Genomic DNA, 16,185 nt, shown 5'->3' with positions numbered 1-16,185 from the left:
GTATTGGTATGGAGAGCCATACAATGACCGAACTTTCCGCCGGAAGCCGGACCCTCGACGTCATGGCGGCGATCCGCGGCCGCATTGCCGGCCGCGCCCTCGCCCCGGGCGACCGGCTTCCTTCGATCCGGCGCTTCGCCGCGACGATGGGCGTCTCGCCCTCGACGGTCGTCGAGGCCTATGACCGCCTCGCGGCGGAAGGGCTGATCCGGGCGCAGCGGGGTTCGGGCTTCTATGTCGCGAGCAGCGCCCAGCCGCCGCTGAAACTTTCGGCGGAAACTCCGAAGGCGCGGGCGGTGGATCCCTTCTGGGTCTCCCGGCAGGCGCTCGATGCGGGCGAAGCGGTGCTCAAGCCGGGCTGCGGCTGGCTGCCTTCCGACTGGATGCCGGACGCGGCGCTGCGCCGCGCCATCCGCAGCCTTGCGCGCAGCGACAGCGACTTCCTCGCCTATTACGGCAGCACGCGCGGCTCGCCGGCGCTGCGCCGGCTGCTGCTCGGCCGCCTCACCGAAGACGGCATCGCGGCGGGACCGGACCACCTGATGCTGACCAATACGGGCACGCAGGCGCTCGACCTGATCTGCCGCTTCCTTTTGCGGCCGGGCGACACCGTGCTGGTCGACGATCCCTGCTATTTCAATTTCCAGGCTTTGCTGAAGGCCCATCAGGTGAGTGTCGTCGGCGTGCCCTATACGACCTCGGGCCCCGATGTCGCCGCCTTCGAAGCGCAGCTTTCCGCCGCGCGGCCGCGGCTCTACATCACCAATTCCGCCATCCACAATCCGACGGGCGCCACGCTCTCGCCGCAGGTCGCCCACCGGCTCCTCAACGCCGCCGGCGCGATCGACATGGCCATCGTCGAGGACGAGATCGTCGCGGATTTCGAGCCGGAGCCCTCGACCCGGCTTGCGGCACTCGACGGGCTTTCCCGCGTCATCCGCATCGGCAGCTATTCCAAGACGCTCTCCGCCTCGGCGCGCTGCGGCTATATCGCGGCGCGGCCGGACTGGATCGAGGGATTGGTCGATCTCCAGATCGCCACCAATTTCGGCGGGCCCAACCCGATCTCCGCGGAGATCATCGCCCACATGCTGTCGGGTGGCGGCTATCGCAAGCACATGGAGGAGCTGCGCCGCCGGCTGGTGCGGGTGCGGCGCGAGACGGTGGAGCGGCTGCAGCGGCTCGGCATCGAACCCTGGCTCCTGCCGCGCGGCGGCTTCAACCTCTGGTGCCGCCTGCCGGAAGGGCTGGATTCGGCGCTCGTCGCCCAGGCCGCCGTCGCCGACGGCGTGGTCCTCGCCCCCGGCAACGTCTTCAGCATCTCGCAGAGCGCGACCGGCTTCATGCGCTTCAATGTCGCCCACATGCAGGACCCGCGGGTCTACGAGGTCCTCGCCCGGGCGATGAAGCATGCAATCTAGCCTTTGGCCTCCTGCAGGATATTGCCGCCATCGACGACGAGGACCGCGCCGTTGATGTAGCTCGCCTTCGGCGAGGCCAGGAAGGCGACGGCGGCCGCGACCTCCTCGGGCCGTCCCGCCCGGCCGAGCGGCGTTGCCCTTGCGGCGCGGCGCTCCTCTTCCGTGGAGGCGCCGGTGTCGATCCAGCCCGGCGCGACGGCATTGATGGTGACGCCCTGCGGCCCCGCCTCCAGCGCCAGCGCATGGGTCATGCCGACCATGCCGGCCTTGGCGGCGGAATAGGCCGTCTCGCCGCGATTGGCGACATAGGGGCCGGTCACGGAGGCGACGTTGACCACGCGGCCGTAGCCGTCCGCCAGCATGTCCGGCAGGTAGATGCGGGTTGCGAGGAACGCCGTCTTGAGGCTGACGGTGATGCCGCGGTCCCAGTCCTCTTCCTCGAGTTGCACGAATTCGCGCTGCAAGGCGGGCTGGGCGAGGTTGCCCATGCCGGCATTGTTGACGAGCACCGAAGCGGGGCCGGTTTCCTGCCGGAGCCTTTCCACCGCCGCCCGCAAGGTCAGGTCGCAGAGGTGGCCCGTCGCCGGAAAGCCCGCCTTGCGCAGTTCCTCCGCGCGGGCGAGGACCCGCTCGCCGATCGCGACGAGATGGACGTGGAAGCCCTCCTCCGCAAGGCTGCGGGCGCAGGCAAGGCCGATGCCGTCCTCGGCGCCCGCGCCGGTGATGATTGCCGTCTGGCGCTGCATGTCCTTCTCCTCAGTAGCCGGCGGTCACGCCGAAATCGATCGAGAGCGCCGCGCCGGTGACGGGGGCGGCATCCTTCTCGCAGAGGAAGGCGACCATGCGGGCGATCTCCTCCGGCCGGATGAAGCGGGCCGCGGCCTGCTGCGGATAGTTCGACAGGAGCTTCGCCTTGTAGCCGTCCGGATCGCCCCCGCCATAGCGCTCGGCCTGGAACTCGATCATGGGCGTCGCCACATCGCCGGGGCAGACGGCGTTGACGCGGATCCGGCGCGGGGCGAGTTCCAGCGCCAGCGCCTTGGTGAGCAGCACGAGGCCGCCCTTGGAGGCGCAGTAGATCGACGCGCCGTTGTTGCCGACCAGCCCGGCATCGGAGGCGATGTTGACGATGGAGGCGCCGTTCTCCAGATGCGGGATCGCCGCCTGGATGAGGAAGAACGCCCCCTTGAGGTTGACGTCGAGAACGAGGTCCCAGTCCGCCTCCGTCATCGTCACCGCCTCGCCCTCGCGCCAGACGCCGGCGGAATTGACCAGCACGTCGAGCCGGCCGCGCCAGGCCATGACGGCCTCGACCGCCGCGGCGCATCCGGCGACCTTGCGGATGTCGAGCGGCACGGCGAGTGCCTCGCCGCCGCCGGCCCCCAGCGTTTCCACCGTCGCCGTCAGGCGCTCCGATTCGAGATCGGCGATGGCGACCGCGAAGCCGTCGGCGGAAAGCCGCGCGGCGATGGCCGCTCCCATGCCGCCGGCTCCCCCGGCGATGAGCGCTACTCGTTTCTGGTCGGTCATGCATTCCCCCACGCAATTCGATATGCGGCCAGAAGAGGGCCCCGCGCGGCGCGCGTCAACAGCGCAGTTCGCATCGGGCGATGCGCCGGCCGCACAATCCGGCGAAACGGATATGGCAAGCCCCATCGAAAAGCGTGTAGAAGGCGCCTTTCGGATTCATCGGCGAGCCGCGGATGAACGTGCTACAGCTCAACCCGGCGCCTTTCCCGCGCCGAACACGAGAGTGAGAATGACGGACATCGACCGCGACGACAGTCGCAGACCGGATCCCGACGCATCGCCTGCCACGGCGGACAGTGATCGCCGGGGCAAACTGACCGTTTTCCTCGGCGCCGCACCGGGCGTCGGCAAGACCTACGCCATGCTGACGCGGGCGGGACGCCTGAAGGCGGAAGGCGTGGATGTCGTCGTGGGCCTGGCGGAGACCCACGGCCGCAGCGAGACGGCGGCCCTTCTCGACGGGCTGGAGGTGCTGCCGCGCCTTGCGGGCGCGCAGGATGGCCAGGCGCGCGAGGAATTCGACGTCGACGGCGCGCTGGCGCGCCATCCGCGCATCGTCCTCGTCGACGAACTCGCCCATTCCAACCCCGAGGGCAGCCGGCACCCCAAGCGCTACCAGGACGTCGAGGAGCTGATCGCGGCCGGCATCGATGTCTGGACGTCGCTCAACATCCAGCATCTCGAAAGCCTCGCCGACCTCGTCGCGCAGATCACCGGCGTCACGGTGCGCGAGCGCGTTCCCGATACCGTGCTGAAGAAGGCCGACGAGATCGTTCTGGTCGACCTGCCGCCGACCGAGCTGATCGAGCGCCTCAAGGAAGGCAAGGTCTATCTGCCGGAAAATGCGAGCCGCGCCGTCGACCGCTTCTTCCGCCTCGGCAACCTCACGGCGCTGCGCGAGCTTGCCCTTCGCCGCACGGCCGACCGAGTGGACAACCAGATGGTCGACTATCTCAAGCAGCACGCCATCGAGGGGCCATGGGCCACCGGCGAGCGGCTGCTCGTCTGCGTCGGCCCGGACGAGCTTTCCGAGAAGGTGGTGCGCGTCGCGAGCCGCCTTGCCTCCGGGCTCAACGCGCCGTGGCTGGTCGTTTCCATCGAGCGGGCCGACCGCGAGGAGGAAACGACGGAACGGCTGCAGCGCATGGAAGCGCTGTTCCGCCTCGCCGAGCAGCTCGGCGCTGAGACGCGCCGGGTGGTCGGCAACGATTTCGTCGAGGAGATCCTCAAGCTCGCCCGCCGCGAGCACGCGACGCAGATCGTGATCGGCGCCAAGCGCAACCGCGGCTGGACCCGCTTCCTCTCGCGCTCCCTTCCCGACACGCTGTCGCGCAAGGCCGCCGGCATCGGCATTCATTTCGTGACGCCCGAAAAGGACGAGAAGCCAACCGCGCCACGGCGCATGGCGCTGCCGGGGCTTGCCGCCTATCGCCAGCCGGCCCTCATCGCCATCGGCCTCACCGCGGCCATCGCCGTCGCGGGCAAGCTGGTCTATGTCTTCGCCGAATTGCCGAACATCTCGCTGCTCTTCCTGCTCGCCGTTCTCGGCTCGGCGGTGCTGGGCGGCTATGTCTCCGCCTTCATCGCGGCGATCCTCTCGGCGCTCGCCTACAACTTCCTCTTCATCGATCCGCTGCACACCTTCACGATCACCGCGCCGCACGAGGTCTTCGCACTGGTCGTCTTCCTCTGCGTCGCGATCATCGCCGGCGGTTTCGCCTCGCGCATCAAGGAGCAGGCGGAGGTGGCGCGGGTGCGCGCCACGGCGCTGCAGTCGCTCTACGACTTCTCGCGCAAGCTCTCGACCACCGCGACGGCGGACGACGCGATCTGGGTCGCGGTCTCGCAGCTCCAGGCGAGCCTTCGGCGCAACATCGTGCTCCTGCTGCCCGACAAGGGGGACCTCAGGGTCGCCGCCGTCTGGCCGCCCGATACCGACCTCGACACCACCGACTTCACCGCCGCGCGCTGGACACGCGACAAGCAGGAGACCGCCGGGGCCGGCACCGGCACGCTGCCGGACAGCCGCTTCGAATTCCGCCCGTTGATGGGCCCGCACGGGCTGGTCGGCGTCTGCGGCATCGAGCAGACCGAGGAACGGCTCGACCTCAATGCCGAGCGGGCGCTTTCGGCCATCCTCGACCAGACCGCCATCGCCCTCGACCGCGCCCGCCTTTCGGAGGAGAGCGTGGAGCAGGCCGCCAGACTGGAGGGCGAGCGCTACCGGGAGACGCTGCTCGCCTCCATCTCGCACGACCTGCGCACCCCGCTCGCGACGATCGTCGATGTGGCGACGAACCTGCGCCAGCAGTGCGAGACGATGCCCCGCGAGGAGCGCGACGGCGACCTCCGCCTGATCGAGGAGGAAGGCGGCCGCCTGAGCGGCTTCGTCTCGAACCTTCTCGACATGACGCGCATCGAGTCCGGTATGCTGAAGCCGAAGAGCGACCGGCTCGACGTCGCCGACGTCGTCCAGACGGCCGTCGAGCGGGCCCGCAAGTATTTCCCCGGCAAGGTGATCGAAACGGGCATCGCGCCGGACCTGCCGCCCATCGAGGGCGATGGCGTGCTGCTCGGTCAAGTGCTCTTCAACCTGCTCGACAATGCGGTGAAATATGGCGGCGAGGAGCCGGTCAACGTCTATGCGCGGCGCGACGGCGGGGATGTGCTGATCTCCGTCACCGATCTCGGCAAGGGCATTCCCCCTGCGGAACTCGACCGCATCTTCGAGAAATTCTACCGCCGCGGCAAACCGGATGGCCGGGCGCCCGGCACCGGCCTCGGCCTTTCCATCGCCCGCGGCTTCACCGAGGCGATGGGCGGCAAGATCCAGGCGGAAAGCCCCGCCGTGAAGAAGAGAGGCACGCGCATCGCACTGCGCTTCCCGGTCGGCGAAAAGAAGGCAGACAAGGCGAAGTGACGCGGAGGCCGAGAGCATTTCCAGCAAAGTGCGAAGCGGTTTTGCGGCTCGGAGAAAAGCGGAAATGTCCTGACGCAGGGAGGTGACGCGGCCGTTTGCGCATTTTTTTGCACAAGCGTACCGGATTCGCGGAATCAGACCTTCCCTGCGCGGAGGCAAACTCCTAGTGGGAGGTCACTCGCGTGACCCGCGAGCTTCCCCGCGTCACCGGGAGCCAACCGTGACGCTCGCTGCCCCGCTTCGTGCGGGGCTCTTTTTTTCCAGCCTATGTCACGCGCCTGCGCCAGACCCGCCAGACCGCCGCCGCGCTCATGGCGGCGAGTGCATACCAGGTCAATGCATAGACGAGATGGCTGTTGCGGAAGGCGACGACGGTGAGGCCGCCGATGGGCAGCCCGCCCGGATTGGGCGTCGCATCCGCGTCGATGAAATAGGGCGCGACATCGGCAAGGCCCTTTGCCGCCGCGATGGCCGCGACATCGCGGGAGAACCAGCGGTCCGCCGCCGGATCGTTGGAGCGCAGGAACGCCCCGCCCGGCTCCGTCATGCGCAACAGTCCCGTGACGGCGACCGGCCCGGCGGCGATTTCGCCCGCCAGCCGCGCCTCGGGCGTGCTCCTGTCCGCCGGCACGAAGCCGCGATTGATCAGGATCGCCGAGTCGTCGGCAAGGACGAGCGGCGTCACCACCCAGAAGCCGGCGCCCCGCTCCGTCACGGCCTGCACCAGCACCGTCCTGTCGTGCTGGAAGAGGCCGGTCGCGGTGACGCGGCGGTATTCGTCCTTCTCCCTGTCGACCGAAGGCCATTCCGCCCGTCCCGGCGCCGGGACCGGATCGGCATGGATGCGGCTTTCGACGCGGGCGATGAGGTCGAGCTTCCAGAAGAGCCGTTGCACCTGCCAGGTGCCGAGCGCGAGGAAGACGGCGACGAGCAGGACGAGAAAGGCGGCAAGGGCCGTTCGGGCGCGGGAGGATGGCCCGGCCTCCCCTGCCTCCTGCGGATGCGCGCTGGTCATCACCGGCCGCCTGCCCTCACGGCATGTTCTTCATCATCTCGTGGGTCATCGGCATCATGTTGGCGTTGAGATGGTGCATGACCCAGAGCGAGCCCGCCAGCGCGATGCCGACGATGATGAGCGTGAAGATCAGCGCCATCAGCGTCCAGCCGCCTTCCGAGCGCGGGTTCATGTGCAGGAAGTAGACCATGTGCACGAAGATCTGCACGACGCCGATGCCCATGACGAGGACGGCCGTCAGCAGCTTGCTTTCCATGACGCCCGCCATGACCAGCCAGAAGGGAATGGCCGTCAGGACGACCGACAGGAGGAAGCCGATCATGTAGCCCTTGAAGGAGCCGTGGCCGGCCTCGTGCCCGTGGCTGTGCCCGTGATGGGCTTCGGCCGCGCTTTCGTGGGTGTGGTGCGCACTCATCCGAGGACTCCGAGAAGATAGACGAAGGAGAAGACGCCGATCCATATGACGTCGAGGAAGTGCCAGAACATGGAAAGGCACATCAGCCGGCGGCGGTTCTCATGGGTGAGGCCGCGCCTCTTGACCTGCACCATCAGCGTGATCAGCCAGATCATGCCGAAGGTGACGTGCAGGCCGTGCGTGCCGACCAGCGTGAAGAAGGACGACAGGAAGGCCGAGCGCGTCGGGCCGGCGCCCTCGAGGATCAGGTGGTAGAACTCGTAGAGCTCCAGCCCGAGGAAGGCCGCGCCGAAAACGCCGGTGATGGCGAGCCAGACCAATGTCTCCATCTTGGCGTTGCGCTCCATCTGGAGCATCGCGAAGCCGTAGGTGATGGAGGAGAAGAGCAGCATCGCCGTGTTGATCGCGACGAGCGTCAGGTCGAAGAGGTCGGCGGGCGACGGGCCGGCGGCATAGTTGCGGCCGAGCACGGCGTGCGTCGCGAACAGCACGGCGAAGATCAGGCAGTCGCTCATCAGGTAGAGCCAGAAGCCCAGCATGGTGCTGTTTTCCGGATGGTGCTCTTCCGTCAGGTAGAAGGTCGGCTTTTCGCCGGTGTCGTGGACTTGGGTCGCGCTCATGGGCTCAGGTCCGTTCTTGCAGCAGTTTCGTGCGCGCGTCCTCGGTCGCCGTCACCGTCTCGACGGGGATGAAGAAGTCGCGGTCGTAGTTGAAGGTATGGGCGATCGACACCGCGATAATCGCGATGAGGGAGAGCGCCGCCAGCCACCAGATGTACCAGATCAGCGCGAAGGCGAGCACCGTGCTGATCCCGGCGAGGATGACGCCCGTGCCGGTGTTCTTCGGCATGTGGATCGGCCTGAAGCCTTCCAGCGGGCGCACATAGCCGCGGTTCTTCATGTCGTACCAGCTGTCGTGGTCGTGCACGACGGGCGTGAAGGCGAAGTTGTAGTCCGGCGGCGGCGAGGAGGTCGACCATTCCAGCGTGCGGCCGTCCCACGGATCGCCGCTGTCGCAGCGCAACTGGTCGCGCCTCAGGTAGCTGACGACGAGCTGGACGATGAAGGAGGCGATGCCGAGCGCGATCAGGACGGCGCCGAAGGCGGCGATGACGAACCAGATCTGCAGCGAGGGATCCTCGAACTGGCTGACGCGGCGGGTGACGCCCATCAGGCCGAGCACGTAGAGCGGCATGAAGGCGAAGAAGAAGCCGATCTGCCAGAACCAGAAGCTCATCTTGCCCCAGAAGGGATCGAGCTTGTAGCCGAAGGCCTTGGGGAACCAGTAGACGACGCCCGCCATCAGCCCGAACAGCACGCCGCCGATGATGACGTTGTGGAAATGGGCGATGAGGAACAGCGAATTGTGCAGCACGAAGTCGGCCGGCGGGATCGCGAGCATGACGCCCGTCATGCCGCCGATGACGAAGGTCACCATGAAGCCGACCGTCCACAGCATCGGCACCTCGTAGCGGATGCGCCCGCGATACATGGTGAAGAGCCAGTTGAACATCTTCGCCCCCGTCGGGATCGAGATGATCATGGTGGTGATGCCGAAGAAGGCGTTGACCGAGGCGCCCGAGCCCATCGTGAAGAAGTGGTGCAGCCACACGAGGTAGGAGAGGATCATGATCACGCAGGTCGCATAGACCATCGAGGCATAGCCGAAGAGGCGCTTGCCGCAGAAGGTCGCCACCACCTCGGAGAAGATGCCGAAGGCCGGCAGCACGAGGATGTAGACCTCCGGATGGCCCCAGATCCAGATGAGGTTGATATACATCATCGGGTTGCCGCCGAGGTCGTTCGTGAAGAAGTTCGTGCCGACATAGCGGTCGAGCGAGAGCAGCGCGAGCGTGGCGGTGAGGATCGGGAAGGTCGCGACGATCAGGATGTTCGTGCAGAGCGAGGTCCAGGTGAAGATCGGCATCTTCATGAAGGTCATGCCCGGCGCGCGCATCTTCACGATGGTCGCGATGAGGTTGATGCCGGACAGCGTCGTGCCGACGCCCGCCACCTGCAGGCCCCATATGTAATAGTCGACCCCGACGCCGGGACTGTAGTCCGCGCCCGACAGCGGCGGATAGGCCAGCCAGCCGGTGCGCGCGAACTCGCCGACGAAGAGCGACATCATGATGATGATCGCGCCGGCCGTCGTCATCCAGAAGGAGAAGTTGTTGAGGAAGGGGAAGGAGACGTCGCGCGCGCCGATCTGCAGCGGCACGACATAGTTCATGAAGCCGGTGACGAAAGGCATCGCCACGAAGAAGATCATGATCACGCCATGGGCGGTGAAGACCTGGTCGTAGTGATGCGGCGGCAGGTAGCCCTCGCTGCCGTTGAAGGCGATCGCCTGCTGGATGCGCATCATGATCGCGTCGGAAAAGCCGCGCAGCAGCATGACGATGGCGAGGATGATGTACATGATGCCGATCTTCTTGTGATCGACCGACGTGAACCACTCGTTCCAGAGATAGCCCCAGAGCCTGAACTTGGTGATGAGCGCGAGGAGCGCGATGCCGCCCAGCGCCACCACGGCGAAGGTTACGACGAGGATGGGCTCGTGATAGGGGATCGCCTCCAGGGTAAGCCGTCCGAAGAGGAAATGCGTGAGGCTGGTGTCACCGAACATGGGATCGTCCAATATCGTTTCAGATGCGGCCCTTGTCCGGGCCTTGGGCACCCGCCGCCGGGGCGGGCGCCATGAGGTCTAGTGCGACTGGTGCGCGTCGTGGTCCATCGCGGCGGGCTCGTCCTGCCGCTCCTCGACGCCCTCGGCCGGCTCCTCGCTGCGCGCGGGATTGCCGGTCTCGGGGAAGGTCGCGGCGGTCCCCTCCCCGGCGGCGTGGCGGTTGTCGTGCTGGAGCTTCGCCCGGTTCTCCTGGCTCTCCTTGCCCGCGCCGCCCATCATGTCGATATGCATCATGTCCTTCATGCACATCTGGCCTTCGCGCACGCACATGTTGAGCACGGCCTCATAGAGCCCGTCGTCGACGGAGGCGTAGTAGCGCACCGGCTCCCTGGAGCTCGGCTTTTCGAGCTTGAGATAGGCGTCGCGGTTGAGCGCCGTGCCGTTCTGCTTGACCTGCGCGACCCAGGCGTCGAAGCCGGCCTGGTCCACCCCGTGGAACTTGAAGCGCATATGGGAGAAGCCGTCGCCGCTGTAGTTGGACGAGAAGCCGTCATATTCGCCGGCCTTGTTGATGACGGCGTGCAGCTTCGTCTCCATGCCCGGCATCGTGTAGATCATGCCGGCGAGCGCGGGAACGTAGAAGGAGTTCATCACCGAGGAGGCGGTGAGTTTGAAGTTGATCGGCACATCGACGGGCGCCGCCATCTCGTTGACCGTGGCGATGCCGTAGTCCGGATAGAAGAAAAGCCACTTCCAGTCGAGCGCCACCACCTCGACGGTGATCGGCTTGGTCTCTTCGGAGACCGGCCGCGCGGCGTCGATCCGGTCGAGCGGGCGGTAGGGGTCGAGCTTGTGGGTGCTGACCCAGGTGATCGCCCCGAGCGCGATGATGATGGCGAGCGGGGCCGACCAGATGATGACCTCGAGGCCCGTGGAATGGTGCCATTCGGGATCGTACTTGGCCGCCGTATTGGACTGGCGGTAGCGCCAGGCGAAGAAGAGGGTCAGGAAGATCACCGGCACGATGATCAGCAGCATCAGGACCGTCGAGATGACGATCAGGTCCCTTTGCTGCGTGGCGATATCGCCGGAAGGAGACATCACGACCATATTGCATCCGGAAAGGATGGCGAGCATGGGGGCCAAAGTGATCGAGTGTCGGGCTAAACTGAATTGCTTCGGCATTGCGGCCTCAACTTGCGTTCTGTCTAGTCGGCAATAGTCGGGCGCGGTGGCGGTTGGAAATGAGGTCCATCGTCGCAGCGCAGCATTCTGTCGCAGCACGGTAGACAATCAGGGGCTTTCTGTCGATGCGCGATTGTACTAGCGCAATAGAAATGCCCGTTGTCAATTTCGGCACCAGCAAAGCGACGCATGCCGGTCCTTGATCTTCGAGGCCGATTGATCAACATTCTAGTGACATGACCCTAATCCACGCGGAGGCGTTCATGAGTTCGGCCATCAATCCCACATCGTCCGGTCTGGAGCGGGATGCCCGCCGCATGCACCAGGACGACAAGCCGCTCTCGCCGGGCAGCGTCGCCATTGGCGTGGTGATCGGCCGCACGTCGGAATTCTTCGACTTCTTCGTCTACGGCCTCGGCTCCATCCTCGTCTTCCCGAAGCTCATCTTCCCCTTCGCGCCCAATGCGGTGGCGGCGACGCTGATGTCCTTCGCGCTGTTCCCCCTCGCCTTCCTCGCCCGCCCGGTCGGCTCCTTCGTCTTCATGTGGATCGACCGCAACTACGGACGCGGCACGAAGCTCACGGTGGCGCTGGTGATCCTCGGCGGCTCGACGGCCTCCATCGCCTTCCTGCCGGGATACGACACGCTCGGCTACTGGGCGGTGGCCCTCCTCGCGCTCTTCCGGCTCGGACAGGGTTTCGCGCTCGGCGGTGCCTGGGACGGCCTCGCCTCGCTGCTGAACCTCAGCGCCCCGGCCAACCACCGCGGCTGGTACGCGATGATCCCACAGCTCGGCGCGCCCATCGGCTTTGCGCTCGCCAGCATCCTCTTCGGCTATTTCGTCAGCAATCTCTCGGAGGCGGACTTCCTCGCCTGGGGCTGGCGCTATCCCTTCTTCGTCGCCTTCGCCATCAACGTGGTGGCGCTCTTCGCGCGCCTGCGCATCGTCGCCAGCAAGGAGTTCGGCGCGGCCATGGAGGCGCAGGAGCTGCAGGCCCGACCGATCTTCGAGATGCTGAGCAAGCACGCCATCGACGTCGTGCTCGGCGCCTTCGTGCCGCTCGCCAGCTTCGCGATGTTCCATCTCGTGACGATCTTCCCGCTCAGCTGGGTCACGCTCAAGGGCGGCCAGTCGGCGGCGGAATTCCTCTGGGTGCAGGTGGCGGGCGCGGCCTTCGGCGCGGTCGGCATCATCCTTTCCGGCGTCATCGCCGACCGGATCGGCCGGCGCAACCAGCTGATGGCCGGCGCGATCCTGATCGCGATCTTCTCCTTCTCCGCGCCGTTCCTGCTCGATGCCGGCGGCAAGGGCCAGGATGCCTATATCCTCATCGGCTTCTTCATCCTCGGCCTCACCTTCGGCCAGTCCTCCGGCGCCGTCTCCTCGCGCTTCACGCAGTATTACCGCTATACCGGCGCGGCGCTGACCTCGGACCTCGCCTGGCTGATCGGCGCCGCCTTCGCGCCGCTCGTGGCGCTGGGTCTCGCCTCCAGCTTCGGCATCATCTTCATCGGCGGCTACCTGATCTCCGGCGCGATCTGCACCATCGCCGCCCTCAGCCTGACGAAGGTTCTCGACCAGCAGTAACGGTCTCCACACCGCATCCGGAGGGCGCCCCGCGGGGCGCCCTTTTTCGTCCGGCGATTGCCAAGGCCCCCGCCGGCCAATATGCCTTCACGTCAGGAACGGCGGAAGCGAAGGCAGCGCATATGGACGTGACGACGAACGGCAACATCTCCTTCTGGTACGCCGATATCGGCGGCGTGCCGCAAAAGCGTCCCGCCCTTCCCGGAGACCGTGAGGCCGATGTCTGCATCATCGGCGCCGGCTATACGGGCCTGTGGACCGCCTATTACCTGAAGAAGGCCGATCCCTCGCTCGACATCGTCGTGGTCGAGCGCGAATTTGCCGGTTTCGGCGGCTCGGGGCGGAACGGCGGCTGGCTTTCCGGCGGCTTCGGCTGGTCGCGGGAAAAGTATCTCAAGACCGCGACGCGCGGCGCGGTGGTCGACATGCAGCGCGCCATGGCGGGCACGGTGGACGAGGTGATCCGCGTCGCCGAGGCCGAGGGCATCGATGCCGATATCCTGCGCGTCGACAACATCACCGTCGCCACCAACAGGCCGCAACTGGAGCGCGCCCGCGAGGAATACCAGTTCTATCTCGACTGGGAGATGCCGGCCGACCGCATGGAGATGCTGTCGGCGGAGGAAGCGGCGCGGCGCATCCGCATCGCCGGCGTCGAGGGCGCCTTCGTCATCCGCGACATGGCGCGCGTCCAACCGGCCAAGCTGGTGCGCGGGCTTGCGAAGGTCGTCGAAAGCCTCGGCGTCCGCATCTTCGAGGGCACCGCCGTCACCGGCTTCACGAAGGGCCGCGTCGAGACGGAGCGCGGCACCGTCCGCGCGCCGGTCGTCATCCGCGCCACGGAGGGTTTCACCGCCGGCCTGCCGGGCCATGAGCGCACATGGCTGCCGCTCAACAGCGCGCAGATCGTCACCGAGCCGCTGCCCGAAGCGCTGTGGCGGGAGATCGGCTGGGAAGGCCATGAACTGCTCGGCGATGCGGCGCATGCCTATTGCTATGCCCAGCGCACCCGCGAGGGCCGCATCACCATGGGCGGGCGCGGCGTTCCCTACCGCTTCGGATCGAGGACCGATATCGACGGCCGGACGCAGCAGGCGACCATCGACGCCCTCCATGCCATCCTCACCCGCCTCCTGCCGCAGACGAAATCCCTCAAGATCGAGCATGCCTGGTGCGGCGTGCTCGGCGTGCCGCGCGACTGGTGCACGACGGCGGGCTTCGACCGGGAAACCGGCATCGGCTGGGCCGGCGGCTATGTCGGCCTCGGCGTCTCCTCCTCCAACCTCGCGGGGCGGACCCTGGCCGACCTCGTGCTCCGGCGCGAAACGGAACTAACCGGCCTTCCCTGGGTCAACCGCACGGTGCGCCCATGGGAGCCGGAGCCCTTTCGCTGGCTCGGCGTCCATTCCATGTACCAGCTCTACCGCATGGCGGATGCGCGGGAATTTGCGGGCCTCCAGCACACGTCGAAGCTCGCGGCCATCGCCGACGGCATCACCGGGCATTGAGCCGGCGGCGGGTCCTCACATTTTTCCATCGCGGGACGGAATAAACCGGCGCGGTCCGGTGTCTTGGCATGGACGGCTCCGGAAGCGCGTCATAACGATGGAGAAGACCATGAAGCTCTTTGTTCTCGTCCCGCTGGCTGCCGCCCTCCTTGCCGGCACCGCCTTTGCGGCAGAGCCGTTCAAGACCGTGAAGACCGACAAGGGCGAGGTGCTTGCCGGCGAAAAGGGCATGACCCTCTACACCTTCAAGAAGGACAAGCACGGCAAGTCCGCCTGCTACGACAAATGCGCCGCCAACTGGCCGCCGGCCAAGGCCGCTTCCAACGCCAAGGCGGAAGGCGCATATTCGCTCGTCACCCGCAAGGACGGGTCGAAGCAATGGGCGAAGGACGGCATGCCGCTTTACTACTGGGCCAAGGACACCAAGGAAGGCGATGCGACCGGCGACGGCATGAACGGCGTCTGGAATGTCGCAAGGCCGTGATCCCCACGCCATGACCGACGGCGGCGGGCGGGAAGGCGACGCCTCCCCGCCCCCTGCCTTCGAGGCGCAGATCCTCGCCCTCCTGCCGCAGTTGCGGCGCTATTCGCGCAGCCTGACGCGCTCCGACGCGGAGAGCGAGGACCTCTTGCAGGACTGCGTGGAGAAGGCGCTCGTCCACCGCGCGCAATGGCGCGGCGCGAACATTCGCGCCTGGGCCTACCGGATCATGACCAACCTGCATCTCAACGCGCAGCGGGCCGTCGCGCGGCGGCCTTCCGTCGGCATCGAGGAAGCCGAGGCCGTGGCCGAGAACGCCGCGCCTTCCGATCCGCTGGAACGCAACCGGCTGGTGCAGGCGCTGGAGATCCTGCCGAAGGAGGCGCGGGCGGTGCTGATGCTCGTCGCCGTCGAAGGCCATTCCTACCAGGAGGTCGCCGGAATCCTGGAAATTCCTGTCGGTACCGTCATGTCGCGCCTTTCGCGCGCCCGGCAGATGCTGCGGCAAAGGCTGCAGGAGGAAAACGTCATTCATTTGCGGAGCCCACGATGAGCGAGCGCCAACCCATCGGCGAACCCGATCTGCACGCCTATGTCGACGGGCTGCTCGACGAGGCGGAGCGCCGGCACGTCGAGGATCATCTGGCGGAGGACCCGGAAGCCGCCCGGCTCGTCGCCGACTGGCAGGCGCAGAACGAGAGCCTGCGCGACGCCTTTGCCGGCCATGCCGTTTCCCGCCCGTCCGATACCCGTCTCGTCTCGTCGCCGGCGGCGGCAGGGGCAGGCTCCCGCCGCTTCGCCATGGCGGCCGCCGCCGCCGGCCTTTTCGTGCTCGGCGGGCTTGCCGGCCATTTCGTGCCGCCCCTTTTCGAAGCGCCGCCGCAGCAAGTCGCGGCGATGGACGCGCTGCCGCAGGAGGCGCGCAACGCCTATCTCATCTATGCGAGCGAGGTACGCCATCCCGTGGAAGTCTTCGCCGACGAGGAGACGCATCTCGCCGCATGGCTCGGCAAGCGGCTCGCCATACCGGACCTCAAGGTGCCGAGCCTGCAATCCATCGGCTTCCGGCTGGTCGGCGGCCGCCTCCTTCCCGTCGCCGACAGGCCGGGCGCCATGTTCATGTATGAGAACGAGGCCGGGCGGCGCGTGACCGTCCTCGTCGGGCGCAACGGGGACAACCGCACGACGAGCTTCCGCTTCGCCTCCGCCAGCGGCATCGAGACCTTCTACTGGATCGACGGGGACCTCGGCTATGCCGTGACAGGCGACATTTCCCGCGATGTCCTGCAGCAGATCGCGGAGGAATGCTACCGCCAGTTCCCCACCTGAGGGACGCCGGAAGGGCGGAGCGAAGGGCCGGGCGGGCACGTCCGGCCGACGAGGACACACCTACAGGTTCAGGCAAGCTCACGGTTGTATCGAGCAGGCTGCCGGATCGTGCATTTACGTGTGTTTTCGTTTCCTTCTTTCAGGACTTTGCCCAGGATTTTGCC

General features: G+C 66.8%; 14 protein-coding genes. 7 read left to right on the top strand and 7 right to left on the bottom strand.

Translation table 11 applies throughout. The features are described from left to right. Nucleotides 1-23: 23 nt before the first annotated feature. Nucleotides 24-1,421: a PLP-dependent aminotransferase family protein gene (locus DSD28_RS19760; RefSeq protein WP_245424883.1), complete on the top strand. Its 1,398-nt coding sequence runs from the start codon at nucleotides 24-26 to the stop codon at nucleotides 1,419-1,421. On the opposite strand, the gene DSD28_RS19755 is transcribed toward DSD28_RS19760, so the two are convergent. Both DSD28_RS19755 and DSD28_RS19750 read right to left on the bottom strand, forming a co-directional pair. Then, on the bottom strand, nucleotides 1,418-2,167 hold the full coding sequence (locus DSD28_RS19755) for an SDR family NAD(P)-dependent oxidoreductase (RefSeq protein WP_119258147.1): 750 nt from the start codon (nucleotides 2,165-2,167) through the stop codon (nucleotides 1,418-1,420). The two genes, DSD28_RS19760 and DSD28_RS19755, sit on opposite strands and share 4 nt — an antisense overlap. 10 nt (nucleotides 2,168-2,177) lie before the next feature. Beyond that, nucleotides 2,178-2,951 (bottom strand): SDR family NAD(P)-dependent oxidoreductase, encoded by a 774-nt coding sequence (locus tag DSD28_RS19750; RefSeq protein WP_119258146.1) that lies wholly within the window; start codon nucleotides 2,949-2,951, stop codon nucleotides 2,178-2,180. Between the two features lie 229 nt (nucleotides 2,952-3,180). On the opposite strand from DSD28_RS19750, the gene DSD28_RS19745 reads away from it, so the two are divergent. Then, complete coding sequence (locus DSD28_RS19745; protein WP_119258145.1) at nucleotides 3,181-5,871, top strand: sensor histidine kinase; 2,691 nt, start codon at nucleotides 3,181-3,183, stop codon at nucleotides 5,869-5,871. A 265-nt stretch (nucleotides 5,872-6,136) separates the two neighbouring features. Here DSD28_RS19745 and DSD28_RS19740 read toward each other — a convergent pair whose 3' ends face one another. The 5 genes from DSD28_RS19740 to cyoA form a co-directional block, all read right to left on the bottom strand. Beyond that, complete coding sequence (locus tag DSD28_RS19740; RefSeq protein ID WP_119258144.1) at nucleotides 6,137-6,886, bottom strand: SURF1 family protein; 750 nt, start codon at nucleotides 6,884-6,886, stop codon at nucleotides 6,137-6,139. Nucleotides 6,887-6,902: 16 nt separating this feature from the next. Continuing rightward, nucleotides 6,903-7,301, bottom strand: a complete 399-nt coding sequence (gene cyoD / locus DSD28_RS19735; protein WP_119258143.1) for a cytochrome o ubiquinol oxidase subunit IV — start codon at nucleotides 7,299-7,301, stop codon at nucleotides 6,903-6,905. Next, nucleotides 7,298-7,921: a cytochrome o ubiquinol oxidase subunit III gene (gene cyoC, locus DSD28_RS19730; protein WP_119258142.1), complete on the bottom strand. Its 624-nt coding sequence runs from the start codon at nucleotides 7,919-7,921 to the stop codon at nucleotides 7,298-7,300. The genes cyoD and cyoC overlap by 4 nt, the downstream gene beginning before the upstream one ends. Before the next feature lie 4 nt (nucleotides 7,922-7,925). Continuing rightward, complete coding sequence (gene cyoB, locus DSD28_RS19725) at nucleotides 7,926-9,929, bottom strand: cytochrome o ubiquinol oxidase subunit I (RefSeq protein WP_119258141.1); 2,004 nt, start codon at nucleotides 9,927-9,929, stop codon at nucleotides 7,926-7,928. A 78-nt stretch (nucleotides 9,930-10,007) separates the two neighbouring features. After that, a complete protein-coding gene (gene cyoA / locus DSD28_RS19720) occupies nucleotides 10,008-11,066 on the bottom strand; it encodes a ubiquinol oxidase subunit II (protein ID WP_119258140.1) in 1,059 nt (352 codons plus the stop codon). Between the two features lie 311 nt (nucleotides 11,067-11,377). Here cyoA and DSD28_RS19715 point away from each other — a divergent pair, with 311 nt between their 5' ends. The 5 genes from DSD28_RS19715 (at nucleotide 11,378) to DSD28_RS19695 (ending at nucleotide 16,021) form a co-directional block, all read left to right on the top strand. Continuing rightward, a complete protein-coding gene (locus DSD28_RS19715) occupies nucleotides 11,378-12,703 on the top strand; it encodes an MFS transporter (RefSeq protein ID WP_119258139.1) in 1,326 nt (441 codons plus the stop codon). 122 nt (nucleotides 12,704-12,825) lie between these two features. After that, nucleotides 12,826-14,211: an NAD(P)/FAD-dependent oxidoreductase gene (locus DSD28_RS19710; RefSeq protein ID WP_119258138.1), complete on the top strand. Its 1,386-nt coding sequence runs from the start codon at nucleotides 12,826-12,828 to the stop codon at nucleotides 14,209-14,211. A 109-nt stretch (nucleotides 14,212-14,320) separates the two neighbouring features. Continuing rightward, nucleotides 14,321-14,695 (top strand): COG4315 family predicted lipoprotein, encoded by a 375-nt coding sequence (locus DSD28_RS19705; RefSeq protein WP_119258228.1) that lies wholly within the window; start codon nucleotides 14,321-14,323, stop codon nucleotides 14,693-14,695. Continuing rightward, nucleotides 14,679-15,245, top strand: a complete 567-nt coding sequence (locus DSD28_RS19700; protein WP_119258137.1) for an RNA polymerase sigma factor — start codon at nucleotides 14,679-14,681, stop codon at nucleotides 15,243-15,245. The genes DSD28_RS19705 and DSD28_RS19700 overlap by 17 nt, the downstream gene beginning before the upstream one ends. Beyond that, a complete protein-coding gene (locus tag DSD28_RS19695) occupies nucleotides 15,242-16,021 on the top strand; it encodes an anti-sigma factor family protein (RefSeq protein WP_119258136.1) in 780 nt (259 codons plus the stop codon). The genes DSD28_RS19700 and DSD28_RS19695 overlap by 4 nt, the downstream gene beginning before the upstream one ends. The last annotated feature ends 164 nt before the right edge of the window (nucleotides 16,022-16,185 follow it).

This window comes from Shinella zoogloeoides, assembly GCF_003574625.1.
Lineage (GTDB): Bacteria > Pseudomonadota > Alphaproteobacteria > Rhizobiales > Rhizobiaceae > Shinella > Shinella zoogloeoides_A.
This window is presented reverse-complemented; position numbering and strand designations above follow the sequence as displayed.